General features: G+C 31.9%; 11 protein-coding genes. 3 read left to right on the top strand and 8 right to left on the bottom strand.

Annotated features, from left to right (window positions below):
• Positions 1-144 precede the first annotated feature (144 nt).
• Positions 145-1,536 carry an asparagine--tRNA ligase gene (asnS, locus tag GXK57_RS01565; protein ID WP_160670418.1) on the top strand — a complete coding sequence of 464 codons (1,392 nt, stop codon included), beginning with the start codon at positions 145-147 and terminating at the stop codon, positions 1,534-1,536.
• A gap of 61 nt (positions 1,537-1,597) precedes the next feature.
• On the opposite strand, the gene GXK57_RS01560 is transcribed toward asnS, so the two are convergent.
• A complete protein-coding gene (locus tag GXK57_RS01560) occupies positions 1,598-2,419 on the bottom strand; it encodes a hypothetical protein (RefSeq protein ID WP_160670415.1) in 822 nt (273 codons plus the stop codon).
• Between the two features lie 4 nt (positions 2,420-2,423).
• On the bottom strand, positions 2,424-3,092 hold the full coding sequence (locus GXK57_RS01555) for a sigma-70 family RNA polymerase sigma factor (RefSeq protein WP_160670412.1): 669 nt from the start codon (positions 3,090-3,092) through the stop codon (positions 2,424-2,426).
• Between the two features lie 218 nt (positions 3,093-3,310).
• On the opposite strand from GXK57_RS01555, the gene GXK57_RS01550 reads away from it, so the two are divergent.
• The gene (locus GXK57_RS01550; protein WP_160670409.1) at positions 3,311-4,633 is read left to right on the top strand and encodes a DUF5667 domain-containing protein; all 1,323 of its coding nucleotides are present in this window, start codon (positions 3,311-3,313) and stop codon (positions 4,631-4,633) included.
• An 83-nt stretch (positions 4,634-4,716) separates the two neighbouring features.
• On the opposite strand, the gene GXK57_RS01545 is transcribed toward GXK57_RS01550, so the two are convergent.
• Together GXK57_RS01545 and GXK57_RS01540 are read right to left on the bottom strand one after the other, a co-directional pair.
• Positions 4,717-6,192, bottom strand: a complete 1,476-nt coding sequence (locus GXK57_RS01545; RefSeq protein WP_160670406.1) for a leucyl aminopeptidase — start codon at positions 6,190-6,192, stop codon at positions 4,717-4,719.
• Positions 6,193-6,567: 375 nt separating this feature from the next.
• Positions 6,568-7,395 (bottom strand): VanW family protein, encoded by an 828-nt coding sequence (locus tag GXK57_RS01540; RefSeq protein WP_160670403.1) that lies wholly within the window; start codon positions 7,393-7,395, stop codon positions 6,568-6,570.
• A 321-nt stretch (positions 7,396-7,716) separates the two neighbouring features.
• On the opposite strand from GXK57_RS01540, the gene GXK57_RS01535 reads away from it, so the two are divergent.
• Complete coding sequence (locus GXK57_RS01535) at positions 7,717-8,616, top strand: alpha/beta hydrolase (protein WP_160670400.1); 900 nt, start codon at positions 7,717-7,719, stop codon at positions 8,614-8,616.
• A 133-nt stretch (positions 8,617-8,749) separates the two neighbouring features.
• Here the strand turns inward: GXK57_RS01535 and nrdG are convergent, their stop codons facing one another.
• The 4 genes from nrdG to nrdD all read right to left on the bottom strand — a co-directional run bounded on the left by nrdG (position 8,750) and on the right by nrdD (position 13,324).
• The gene (gene nrdG, locus GXK57_RS01530) at positions 8,750-9,259 is read right to left on the bottom strand and encodes an anaerobic ribonucleoside-triphosphate reductase activating protein (protein WP_160670397.1); all 510 of its coding nucleotides are present in this window, start codon (positions 9,257-9,259) and stop codon (positions 8,750-8,752) included.
• A 75-nt stretch (positions 9,260-9,334) separates the two neighbouring features.
• Positions 9,335-9,982 carry an HD domain-containing protein gene (locus GXK57_RS01525; RefSeq protein WP_347709074.1) on the bottom strand — a complete coding sequence of 216 codons (648 nt, stop codon included), beginning with the start codon at positions 9,980-9,982 and terminating at the stop codon, positions 9,335-9,337.
• A gap of 237 nt (positions 9,983-10,219) precedes the next feature.
• Positions 10,220-10,960: an NADPH-dependent oxidoreductase gene (locus GXK57_RS01520; RefSeq protein WP_160670391.1), complete on the bottom strand. Its 741-nt coding sequence runs from the start codon at positions 10,958-10,960 to the stop codon at positions 10,220-10,222.
• A 243-nt stretch (positions 10,961-11,203) separates the two neighbouring features.
• The gene (nrdD, locus tag GXK57_RS01515; protein WP_160670388.1) at positions 11,204-13,324 is read right to left on the bottom strand and encodes an anaerobic ribonucleoside-triphosphate reductase; all 2,121 of its coding nucleotides are present in this window, start codon (positions 13,322-13,324) and stop codon (positions 11,204-11,206) included.
• Positions 13,325-13,504: the final 180 nt, after the last annotated feature.

The following is a 13,504-nucleotide window of genomic DNA, read 5'->3' as shown; positions in this document are numbered from 1 at the left end:
GGTACCGTGAAAATAAAGCCTTTCATCCATAAAAGTGGTTTGATAGGTTTTTTAATGTTTATGTACAAATTAATAATAATGCTAATTATAACCTATAAAATACTTTTGAAACGCAAACAATAATTAAGAAAGCGAGGTCATAAAATGAACACTACATTAGTAAGAGCTCTTTACAGAGAAACACAAGAGCATATTGAGAAAAGTGTAAAAATTTCAGGTTGGATAAGGACATTAAGAGCATCAAATGCTTTCGGGTTTATAGAAGTTAATGATGGCTCATTCTTTAAAAATGTTCAGGTAGTATTTGACTCTAATATTTCAAACTTTAAAGAGGTATCTAAGCTACCAATAAGTTCCTCAATATCTGTTATAGGTAAATTAGTACCTACTCCTGATGCAAAACAACCTTTTGAAATACAGGCAGAAGAAGTTATTATAGAGGGTATGTCATCAGCTGATTACCCATTACAAAAGAAAAGACATACATTTGAGTATTTAAGAACAATAGCTCACTTAAGACCTAGAAGTAATGCATTCTCTGCAGTGTTTAGAGTACGTTCTGTAGCTGCTTATGCAATACACAAGTTCTTCCAAGATCAGAATTTTGTTTACGTTCATACACCACTAATAACCGGAAGCGATTGTGAAGGTGCTGGAGAAATGTTTAGATTAACTACTATGGATCTAAACAACATTCCTAAAACAGAAGATGGTAAAATAGACTTCAAAGAAGACTTCTTTGGAAAGGAAACTAACCTAACTGTTTCTGGTCAATTAAATGGAGAATCTTATGCCCTAGCATTTAGAAATATATATACTTTTGGTCCTACATTTAGAGCTGAAAATTCAAACACAGCAAGACACGCTGCTGAATTCTGGATGATAGAGCCTGAAATATCCTTTGCTAATCTTGAAGATGATATGGAATTAGCTGAGCAAATGCTTAAATATGTTATAAAGTACGTTATGGATGAATGTCCAGAAGAAATGGAATTCTTTAATCAATTTGTTGATAAAGGTCTAAAGGAAAGATTAGAACACATATTGAGTTCTGAATTTGGCAAGGTTACTTATACTGAGGCTGTAGAGCTACTAAAGAATTCTGGTAAAACTTTCGACTATCCAGTTGAATGGGGTATTGATTTACAAACAGAGCATGAAAGATACCTAACTGAAGAGATCTTTAAGAGACCTGTATTTGTAACTAACTACCCTAAAGATATTAAAGCTTTCTATATGAGATTAAACGAAGACGGAAAAACCGTTGCTGCAATGGATTGCTTAGTACCAGGTATAGGTGAAATCATAGGTGGAAGTCAAAGAGAAGAAAGACTTTCTATGCTTGAATCAAGACTTGAAGAACTTGGTCTTAACAAGGAAGACTACTGGTGGTACCTTGAACTTAGAAAATATGGAGAAACTGTACACTCAGGCTTCGGTTTAGGCTTTGAAAGATTAATAATGTATATTACAGGAATGTCAAACATAAGAGACGTAATACCATTCCCAAGAACAACTGGTCAATGCGACTTTTAATCAATAATCCCCAGCAATTATGCTGGGGATTATTTTAATTTTAAGCGAAAAAGCCTCATGACTACTTATTGTGCTTTTCCTTTATACTGTTCTTTTCTCTTTCATTTATTTGCTTATTACCTTTTTGCTTCTCCTCTACACTGCCCTTGCTATTGTTATCCATACTAGCATCATGGCTTTTGTTATTGCTATAACTACTATTAATATCTTCATTCGTGTTTTTATCTCTATTTATATTATCATCATTTTTACCTTTATCATTATTTTTATCTTGATCCCTGCTATTATCTTGTTTTTTGCTATTTCCATTATTGTTTTGTATATCTTGGTTATCTCTACCATCCTTCTCTTCTTTGTTTTGTATATCATTATTCTTTTCGGCTTTAGCTAAACTACTGATTTCACTTTTTACGGTTTCCATATCTGGATTTCCCTTTATTGGTTTCACACTTAGTTCAGAATATGAAGATACTATATTCTTATCCTTAACCTCATTTGAAAGCATTATCAATCCATCATCTAAAGACATATTCTTTACTTCATCAACATTTATAGCATCTTTAATATTTTTATCATCTGTACTTACCCTAACAATTTTATTCCATCTATTGGCCTCTAATAATATTTTTGACTTGGCACTTAACTCTACTGCCTTTACTGGGTTATAATAATCTACTATACCAATTGTAAATATTAATAAAAAGCTTGCTGCTAGCACAGCTAGTCTTTTCATAGAACTTCCGTTACCTATTACATTACCTTCATAAGTCTCTCCTTTTAAAGGCAATATACTAGATGCTTTCACAAGTGCAAACTCTCCGCTGTCAGTAAGTATAACCACCTTACTCCCCTTTATATCAACAACTAATCCTTTTTTGTTCATTATACTACTCCTTCCTTCTTATATTTAGATAGGATTTTAAATATATGTAGTCACTGCTAGAAAGTAATATTATTAATGAAATTATGTATTTTCTCCATTTCTCAATAAACTTTCTTTTTCTTCCTGTTACCTCAATCATTCTAACTATAGGTAACTTCTTACTATCCCATAGACTTTTCATTATTTCTTCATCGCGCACACACAATAGTGCCAAATTAAGAATATCTTCTCTGGTATCTCTATGACTCGGTGAGCTCTTGGTAAGATCAAAGATTTCAATCTTATATTCTTCTAGCTTTTCTCTATATGAGTTGATTTCTTCTAGCCTACTTCTCTGCTCCATCTCTCTATCATATTTATCTAAAGATATTATATTATCTATCTCCCTAGCCCCTTCATCTTCCTCAAAATAAAGCACTGGAATATTTTTAGAGTTCCTAAAATAATCAATCAATGAGTTTCTTATTACTGTTTTTGCATAAGAAAAGAAGTTGCCTCTTTCCTCTGAAAAACTATCACAAGCCTTATTAAATGCTTCCATAGCTATGCTAAACTCTTCATCATTGCTTTTATCTAATCGCTTCTTACATATAAATGAAGAAGTTTTATGTATAAAATCTATATTTTCTTCTATAAACTTATTTTTGTTATCTATAAAAAACTTTTCGCTCAAAGTTTATCACCATCCTATTAGAGCTTTTTACTAGAATCTAAGTGATACATATTTATATACGTGTAAGATTAAAAATTTAGGGGGATAGTATACCACCCCCCTAATTTTTTTTTATTCCCCGTATATTTAAGTGCAAGGGCAATTTATGAAAGTTGTTTTTCACTTCATATAAAACCCTATGTCTATAATATTATTTTTAATTAACGGGAGGATTACTCATGAAGAAAAGATTTATTTTAGGATTATCAATAGCTTACTTACTATCATTTTCAGTTCCAGCCTTTGCTGCTGAAACAACAACTGCAAAATCAACTAAAGATTATACTTCCTATGCCGGCTTAACACCTAACAGCATATTTTATCCTTTAGATAAAGCTATAGAAAACATAGAGTTACACTTTACAAAGGATCCTGCAAAAAAAATTGAAAAACTTCTATCATTACAAAAAGAAAGATTAGGCGAGATTCAAAAGTTGATAGATAAGAACAAAAAAAACCTAGTTTCTACTTCCTTAACTGGCCTTGAAGAAGTTAATACACAGACCATGGAAGAAACTCAGAAGCTTATAGCTGACAATACAGCTCCTTTAGAGAATATCTCTACTGAGGTTGATCAAACTACTACCGGAAGTACAACTGATGGCACTACTACAGCATCACCTTCAGATACATCTAGTCAACCTAGTGATGATACTACAACTAATCCAACTACTGATAACAGTACCGATATTGTAGATACTACCACTGGCTCTGTAGAAGATGTTACAGAGGACTCAAATAAAATCCTTGACTCTATAAAGGACAAGCTACCAGAGCAAGCTCAAACTAAACTAGCTGCTGTAATTGATATGCAAACAAAAAGAAAAGAAGCTGTAAGACAGATGGTAGCGGCTAGACATGAACTAAATACTGCTAAAAAGCAAGTATCTATGGCTAAAAGAGACCTAAAGAAGGCAACTAAGTCTGGAGATGCTGATGCCATATCAAAAGCTGAAGAAGCATTAACTACAGCCAGCAGTAATCTAACAGAGAAACAAAATACTTTTATTGCTGCAAAGGAAAATAAAAAACAAGTTATTGATCAGACAAAGATAGGAGGCAAAGCTTCGGATAATAAGGATGAAACTACTCCTAGCCCTGATGGTACAACTACTACTGCTCCACAAGATTCAACTACTGTACCAGAAACTGATCCTGTTACCACTCCACAAGAGCCATTAAACAATGATACTACTACAGCAACTCAAGACAAGGTAGCTGTAACTTCAGTACCTACAACTATTAGTAGTGTTAAGGCAGCTACTTCGGATAATACTAATATTAAAAAGTCTAAATCAACTCAAAATAATAGTATTTCCTCCTCAAGTAAAAGCAATGTTGGAGAAGTAAAAAAAGAAGAAGCTACTGAGAAAAAGGAAGCCAAAGCTGATGAAAAGGCTTTAAAAAAGGAAGATAAATCTACAGAAAAAGGCAAAGGTAATTCAACTAAAAATCAAAAAGAAAATAAGCATTCTAAAGAAGAGGAAAATAGTAACAACTAATATGTGAGTTTTAATCTCTAAAAATACTACAAATACACATAAACACTACCATCTCTGGTAGTGTTTAATATTTACATAAATTATTAACTTCTAGCTTTAGCTAATTCATAAAGAGTTCTTACTCCTGCTCCAGTTCCACCCTTTATGGAGTAGTCCTCTGCAGCATCAGTCCATGCTGTGCCTGCTATGTCAAGATGAAGCCATGGTTTATCTTCAACAAATTCTCCTATGAATAAACCAGCTGTTATAGTTCCTGCATTTCTTCCACCTATGTTCTTAAGATCAGCAATATCTGATTTTATTAGTTTCTTATAATCATCAAATGCAGGAAGCTGCCAAACCTTTTCTCCTGATACATTAGAAGCCTTAACTAACTCTTCATAGAACTTATCACTGTTAGTTACTACTGCAGTAGTTGTTGTTCCTAACGCTACTAAAGCAGCTCCTGTAAGTGTTGCTAAGTCTATAACCTCATTTACCTTTTCTTTTCTAATTATATAAGTAACTGCATCCGCTAAGGTTAATCTTCCTTCAGCATCAGTATTTAATACTTCTATAGTTTTTCCAGCCATTGAGCCTATTATATCTCCTGGTTTATAAGCCTTACCAGATACCATATTTTCACAAGCTGCTACTACTGCAACTACATTAAGCTTAAGCTTGCTTTTTGCGATAGCACTCATAGCACCTATAACTGCAGCTGCTCCTCCCATATCGGACTTCATGGTTACCATACCATCATTAGGCTTAAGTGAATATCCGCCTGAATCATAAGTAAGTCCTTTTCCTACTAATCCAAGTACTCTATCCTTATTTTGATCATCCCCAAAATATCTCATTACTATTAATCTTGGTTTCTTCTTAGAGCCTCTGGCAACGGATAAAAATGCATCCATCTTTAAATCAGATATTTGCTCTTTCTCAAATACTTCTGTTTCAAAGCCATATTTTATTCCAGCCTTTACAGCCTCATCTGCTAAAGTTTCTGGATATATTACATTCGCAGGCTCATTTACAAGGTCTCTTGCTAATATTGTAGCTTCTACTAAAGTTTTTGCTTCAGTTATATACTTGTCAACCTGTATAGCCTTTATATCATCTATATTAGGACTACCTAAAGAGAATTCAAATTCTTTCTTGTCTTTGTTATCAGTTTTATATTTATTAAAGGTGTATGTACTTAGTCCAGCACCTTCAACCATAGCTTTTACTAAAAGCCCTAATTCAAGCTTATCTGTATCTACAAGTCTTAAAAACACTTTTGAACTTTTAAGCTCCACAGCTTTCTTTAAAGCTTTGCCAACAGCCCTTCTTACCTTTTCAGCATCTATAGCTTCTTCCTTACCAAGACCAACTAATATCATATCTTGTGTTCTGCCATCTATAGTTCTAACAAAATTATAAACTTCTCCAAACTTACCTAAGAAACTCCCCTTGCCTTTGACATATTCTAATATAGAATTAACGTCGCTGTTAGGAGTTTGTAATTTATCTTCAAAAAGAGAAATTATAGCTACATCTCCTTCTGAACATCCAAATTTCTTAAATCCAATATTCATTACTTTTACACCTCTTCCTAATAACTTATTAAGTTTTATTTAAAACTTCTTGAAATAACATTAATAATTTTAATGTGAACTTCTCACACTTCTTAATTTATATATGTACCACTTCGTAATGAAACTTATATTTAAAAACTCTCCTGTAAAATCCCAGATGAGCTTTAAAAATAGATTTTGGAACGAAGTTTCACATATTTAATATAAGCCCCAAGAAAGATACTTCACTTCAGTTATCTAGATTTATATCTTCTAGAAATACTTATTAAGTGTAGAAACCTAATTAGAACCTATATATAGAATTATTATTACTTAATAATATACCATATTTAGATAATTATAGATAGATTACATTTATGTTATGTTAAAATCTTTTTATTGTCTTATCAAATCCCTATCTATATATTTACTATCATACATAACTTTAGAATGATTTTTTACTATTAGCTTCTCATCAATTATATTACCATCAATTTTATTAATTATTCTCCTGAAGACTTTATTATTCCTATAATATCCGTCCTCCTCTAAAGAAAAATTCATATCTTTTTCTAATATGTGATATGAAAGCTTTTGCTCATGTAAACTTCTTAACTCACCACATAGATATTCATCTGTTGTATAGGTGATTAACTGATAAGTATTGTCTGTATTATTCTTAAATTGATAATCTAAATAATTGTAGACAATAGATGTACCTGTACCAAAGGGTAAGGCTCTATTAAAGTCTGGAAAAAGATCAAATTGGTCATGGTGATGGTGCTCAACAATACTTAATTCACTGTGAAGAACCATCCAATGAATTAGATTTGTAAACTGACACATACCTCCACCTATACCTTTACTAGCTCCGGCATTGTTTATAGTAAGACCTTCTAAATAGCCTTTTGACTTAGTGCATCTTCCCACCAGTTTCCAAAAAGCAAAAGTCTCTCCTGGCCCTATTATTATTCCATTTATCTTAGGAGCAGTAAGTGATAGATTTTTCGCTTTATTCTCTTGAAGCTTTATATCCACATTTCCTAATTTCCTTCTTATAAGTGATTTATGAGAATAAATTAAGATAGGTAATTTATCTTCAGAACAATGCTTAGAATATCTTTCCTTCGTAAAAATCCATTTAGTATACCTTTTCAATTGTTCCTTTGCCACAGAAATTTTATAAGTTAATGGGCTTATTTCGCAAAATAATCTTCTAGCCATAGCCTTGCTCCTTCTACAAAATAATTAGTTGTCTTATTAATAAGTTAATTAGACGTGTGCCACTTCACTGTAAAACTTATCTTTTCAAATTCTCATCTAAGAATAAAAATGATTATTAAAAATAACCTTCGATTAAAGTAGCACCTATTCAATTGATCATATTTATATACGATATTCTTAAGGCTCTAGTTACTATTAAACTTCTACATTCTATTATGAAATAGGTTGAATTAAATATAATTACGACAAAAAAGGCTATAAATCTCTATAAATTTGGTATAATTGATTATATTGAAACTATTAACTTAGGAGGAACTAGATGTGAAAAGGTGGATTAAATCAGCTTTTTTAATTTTTATATTTCTAGTTATATTATTGACTGGAATAAACTACTTTCAGACCTTTATAATAGATAATTCATTTCAAAACACTCCAGATAATATAGCTAAAGTAGAAAACATAAATATAAACTATAAGATAAGTGGTAATGATAAAAACCCTCCTATATTATTGGTACATGGATTATTTTCATCATCTGATGATTTTCTTAGTTTATCTAAAAAATTATCAGATAAATATAGAGTTATATCTTTAGATCTAATTGGTTTTGGTTTGTCAGACAAAGGAAGTAATCTAGACTATAGCAGTGAGAACATGGCAAAGCTATGCAATGACCTTATGATTAGCCTTGGATATAAAAGATTTTCCGTTCTTGGGCACTCTATGGGTGGAGGTGTAGCTATCCATATGGCTCTTAACTATCAAAACTCAATAGACAAATTAATCTTAGTAGATAGCACTGGTATAGGTGAACATTTACATATTGATCCCCCCAAAATATTATTAAAAGAAGGGTTACTCAGCTACTTTCCGCAGTTAGCTATGTATAGCTTAAATTTTAATAATCCTAAATATATAAACTATAGTGTCTTTGAAAAAAATCTTTTTTACAACAGACATATGGACAGCAACACAGTAGGAAAAGTAATAGAAAACTGTAAATCTATTGATAATGTAAAGGACCGATTAAAAGACATTCATGCTAAAACATTAATAGTATGGGGCTCTAAAGACGATGTACTCCCTGTAGAGAATGCTTATGTATTTAATGACCAAATAAAAGACAGCAAGCTTTCTATAATATCTAATTGCGGACATATGCCTTTTGCTGAAGCCGAAGATTTGTTTGTAGGCGAGGTAGTATCATTTATGGCTAGTTAAAAAACTCACCTTATAGTGAGCCCCCTGAAAAAACTTAACAACTTTTTCAGGGGGCTCACTAAACTAGTGGAGTTTATTAATTAATTTAATTTCAATGTAATGATCTTTATACAATTAAAGCTCCAAATTTCTATTAGTGCATAGTCACTATTTTATTAGTTCTTAAAGATTCCTTCACATCTATTAATCTTTGATTGGAAGATCCTCTGTATCTTATGTTCTCATCTTTTAAACCTACTTCAAACCTTCCATCTACTAATACATCTATATTACTTATAAGAATTTCCCAATAAGGTCTATTGGAAAGATTTTGTACTATATGTTCAAAAGTATATCCTGTGTAACACCAAATATTGAGCCCCAAGCCTTTTATCTTTTCAGCCATATAAGAAAACTTATCTGCCTGTTCAAAGGGATCTCCTCCACTAAAGGTTACTCCACTTATTATAGGATTATTTTTTAAATCCTCTATTAGTTCATCCATATCCCTAAGTTCACCGCCATCAAAACTATGTGTTTCTGGATTGAAGCAACCCTCACAGTTATGTATGCATCCTTGAGAAAAGAAAACCCTTCTGATTCCTGGTCCATTAACTAAGCTTTCGTGTATTATTCCAGAAAGTCTTATCATCTTATTGTCCATAAAACTTCATCCCCTCCAACTTACATATCGTATATTTTAATAAAAGTAAAATCCATCTATGTGGAATAATATTATTTAGGCTTCTGCATCCCATTCCTTATAAAATCTATCTAAGAATTCTTCCATGAACTTATGCCTCTCTTCTGCCAGCTCTTTTCCTTTTGTAGTATTCATCATATCCTTTAGAAGTAGCAGCTTTTCATAAAAATGGTTTATTGTATTACTTTCACTATTTTTATAGGCTTCAAAACTGTCATGAAGCTGATGCTTTACCTTTGGGTTATACATTTCTCTACCTTTAAACCCACCATAAGCAAAGGCTCTTCCTATCCCAACAGCTCCTATAGCATCTAATCTATCTGCATCCTGAACAATCATTCCTTCAATAGATTTCATGTTATTAGTAACCTTGGCTCCTTTGAAGGTAACATTATCGATTATTTCACAAACCCTTACTATAACTTCTTCTTCAACCTCGAGCTGCTCTAACCAATGCCTAGCAGCTCTACTACCGGCCTTCTCATCCCCGTCATTGAACTTCCAATCAGCTATGTCATGCAATAATGCCGCTAATTCAACTATTTCTTTATCGCACTTCTCATATTCGGCTATATTTTTAGCATTTTGCCACACTCTATATATGTGCCACCAGTCGTGGCCGCTTCCCTCACCTTCAAATCTTTCCTTAAGCATATCAGCAGTATTTATTATTATATCTCTCATCATTATCCTCCGTATCCTTAACCACTCTTTAAACATAATTATCAAATATAATTATACATATTAAATTATAATACATAGAAATAATTAAATCACATCCACTTGTTAAAGCGTTAAAAAATCTTTTACTTATTCTTATAGTAAAAAAAGTATAAATAGCTATAAAAACTCTATAGCTATTTATACTTTATACTTTTATTAATCATTTTTAATTGTTATATTACATTAACAATATGTGTATTATTTATCATTCTTAAAGCCTTGCTTCTCCATAGTTTCTTTTACTTTAGGATAGTAAACGGTCTGATATAATGATGAAGTCAAATTACTCCAGTTACCTTCTTGTTCTCTTCCAATCTCTTTTAAATACTTTTCCATGTATTCATCATAGCTATCTATATCAGCCTTTAGAGTTTCCTTATGATATTTATCTACATGCTTAAAAGTTTCAAAAGGTAATCTTGGTTTTTGCTTTGAATTATTCTCAGCATATCCTAAAACTAATCCACAAACTGGATAAGTAAACTCAGGCAGCTCCAGAATCTCAATTACTTCCTCTGGATTTTTTCTGATTCCACCTATAGGAACAACAGATAAACCTAAGGACTCTGCAGCTATTATTGCAGCTCCCATAGCTATTCCAGCATCAAATACACCTGCAGCAGTGCCTTCAACGCTTTCATGTATGATCTGCTTTCTACCATTCTTTTCAGCTCCTAGATTAGTTTTATAAAAGTCCATTACAAAAACTAAAAATACAGGAGCTTTATCTACATATACTTGGTTTCCTGTAATCTCAGAAAGCTTTTTCTTTTTTTCTTTGTCCCTAACGACTATAACTGATGTTTGTTGTCCATTTATTGAGTTAGGCATAGCTTGAGCGGATTTTAAGATTTCATCTATTATATCTTCTGTGATATCCTTATCCAAATACTGTCTTATAGATCTATGTTGTTTTATTATATTTATAGTTTCATTCATATTAGCACCTCTATTGATAATTATTATTTAATGATATTATATATCAATACAATTAAATTGTAAACAACTTAAGTTATATTAATTATAATTTTCGCGAATATGATATAAAATATTCATTAAAACTCAAGTATCCTTTACAAAAGTTTTATCCTAATTATTAATTTTTAAAAAATAGAAGCGTTATACTTTTCTCAACATTAAAATAAGAGGTGAACATACTTCACCTCTTACTTCATCAACCTATTATTTTTCAATATGATAGCTATGCTTATGATTTTCTGTATGAGTTACTCTATCTTCTCTTTCCTCATACTTACCAGGACCAAATCTTTCATCAAGACTTAGGTAGCCTGTTACTCTTGAAACACCTTGAATATCATGGCTTCCACAACAAGTACATTTTGATTCACCATTATTTAGATAAGTTCCACAGTTTTTGCAATATCTTATGTGGAAGTTTATTCCTAAGTAACTTATATTAGTGTTTTTATAAGCATAATTAAGAATGTTCATTATTGTCTCTGCATCAGGAGTTCCATCCACCTCAAGGTAGGATATGTGACCACCATTACAAATCTTATGATATGGTGCTTCTATCTTTATTTTATCAATTATAGATATAGGATATCCTACAGGCACATGATAACTGTTTGTATAGTAGTCCTTATCAGTAACTCCTTTTACTATTCCAAATATCTTTTGATCTTGTTTTATGAATTTACCACTTAAGCCTTCTGCTGGAGTAGCATAACAACTCCAATTTAGATGAGTATCCTCTTTAAGCTTATCTGTATATTCTCTTATATAAGATATAACTCTGATTCCTAGTTCTCTTGTAGCATCATCCTCAGCATGATGCTTTCCAACTAGTGCGATTAAAGTTTCTGCAAGGCCTATGAACCCTATAACCCAAGTACCTTGTTTTAATATAGGCTCAATATTATCATCGGGACTCAATCCTTCTGCACCTTTCATAAGTCCCTGTCCAGCAACAAAAGGTAAATCTTTAACTTTTAAATTCTTAAGTACCGAATATCTGTGCATTAAAGATTCTTTTGCCAACTCTAATCTACTTTGAAGTATATCAAAGAATTTATCTACATTTCCTTTAGCTTGAAGCCCTATTCTTGGCAGATTAATAGTTGTAGGTGCTATATTTCCTCTGCCTTTACAACCATGATCTCCATTTATATTATTCATAAGATAAGTTCTACAACCCATAGTTGCAGGCATATATCCCTTATCATAATACTCTTTATTAAAATCTGCATCTATATTCATAAATGTAGGATTCATTCTCTTTGCAGCAACTCTACATGCTAATTCGAATAAATAGAAATATGGATCTTCCTTCTCTCTATTTACTCCTTCCTTAACTCTAAATATTATGTTAGGAAATATTGGCTGCTCTCCTTTTCCAAGACCTTTCTCATACTCTAGTAAGAATACTTCACATACTAATGCAGCATCTGCGTTATTTGGTATTCCTAAATTAATCGATGAAAATGGAACTTGAGAACCTGCACGGGAATGCATTGTATTTAAATTGTAAACAACACCTTGCATAGCCTGATGAACACTTTTTCTAAGCTTAGTCTCAACTAACTTATCTAGAGCTTCACCTTCTATTCCATAGCTTGATAACTCTTCCCTTATTTCACTTCTTGTTGGCTCAATAAATATTGACATATCATTATCAAAGTCTGGATGAGATTGTCCTCCAAACATATCATTTTGAGTTGATTGAAGCAATATACAGGAAAGCTCTGCTGCTGTTTCAATTCTCCTTGGTTTATTTATTGTTCCATAACCAGTATTAAATCCATTCTCTAACATCTCTTTAGTTGGTATATGTAAGCAGTTAGTAGTTAAGTTATAGCTATCTAAATCATGATAATATACATCACCATTTTCATGTGCTCTAGCCAGGTGCTTTGGCATTGAAGCAAGATTATGCCACTTATTCGATTCCGATGCTATTCTAAGTAGTTTTGAAGAAAAGTTATTTCCTACATTCGCATTATCTCTATCAGTTTCAATTCCAATTTTGCCTATAGCCTTCATTAGGTCCGATTTTATCTCTCTGACCTTTGTTCTTTCATTTCTGTAAGTTGAGTATGCTTGAGCTATGTTTTTAAATCCATTATCACTTAAAGCTTTTTCAACTAAATTTTGAATTTCTTCTACTGTAACATTTGACTTTTCAGACATTTCAATATAATTGATTACTTTTTGTATAGTATCAATTACTTGACTTTCTTTCAAACTTTGACCAATTTCTTCTGCGGCACCCTTTATTGCCTTCCCAATTTTCTCAGCATTAAAGCTAACCCTTCTACCATCACGTTTCACAACATCTAGCATACCGACGACCCCCATTGCACTATATATTGTACTGACTTATTATACTTCACTAAAAACTTATAGGCAATTTCAAATTGAACTTTTTTTAAATAATAGCAAAGTATATGTCATTATATCTTCTATTTTTAAACTTTCTTACAGTATTTCTAATGTTGACATTAGGAATATTTAAGAAAATAC

The sequence above is a fragment of the Clostridium sp. C8-1-8 genome (genome assembly GCF_009928445.1).
In the GTDB taxonomy this organism is placed as follows: Bacteria; Bacillota; Clostridia; order Clostridiales; family Clostridiaceae; genus Clostridium_AR.
The sequence above is the reverse complement of the archived record's forward strand: the minus strand, read 5'-3'. Positions and strand labels throughout refer to the sequence as shown.

Coding starts and splice junctions, on each gene's coding strand:
- asnS (WP_160670418.1), top strand. CDS start 145: ATGAACACTACATTAGTAAGAGCTCTTTACAGAGAAACACAAGAGCAT.
- GXK57_RS01560 (WP_160670415.1), bottom strand. CDS start 2,419: ATGAACAAAAAAGGATTAGTTGTTGATATAAAGGGGAGTAAGGTGGTT.
- GXK57_RS01550 (WP_160670409.1), top strand. CDS start 3,311: ATGAAGAAAAGATTTATTTTAGGATTATCAATAGCTTACTTACTATCA.
- GXK57_RS01545 (WP_160670406.1), bottom strand. CDS start 6,192: ATGAATATTGGATTTAAGAAATTTGGATGTTCAGAAGGAGATGTAGCT.
- GXK57_RS01540 (WP_160670403.1), bottom strand. CDS start 7,395: ATGGCTAGAAGATTATTTTGCGAAATAAGCCCATTAACTTATAAAATT.
- nrdG (WP_160670397.1), bottom strand. CDS start 9,259: ATGGACAATAAGATGATAAGACTTTCTGGAATAATACACGAAAGCTTA.
- GXK57_RS01525 (WP_347709074.1), bottom strand. CDS start 9,982: ATGAGAGATATAATAATAAATACTGCTGATATGCTTAAGGAAAGATTT.
- GXK57_RS01520 (WP_160670391.1), bottom strand. CDS start 10,960: ATGAATGAAACTATAAATATAATAAAACAACATAGATCTATAAGACAG.
- nrdD (WP_160670388.1), bottom strand. CDS start 13,324: ATGCTAGATGTTGTGAAACGTGATGGTAGAAGGGTTAGCTTTAATGCT.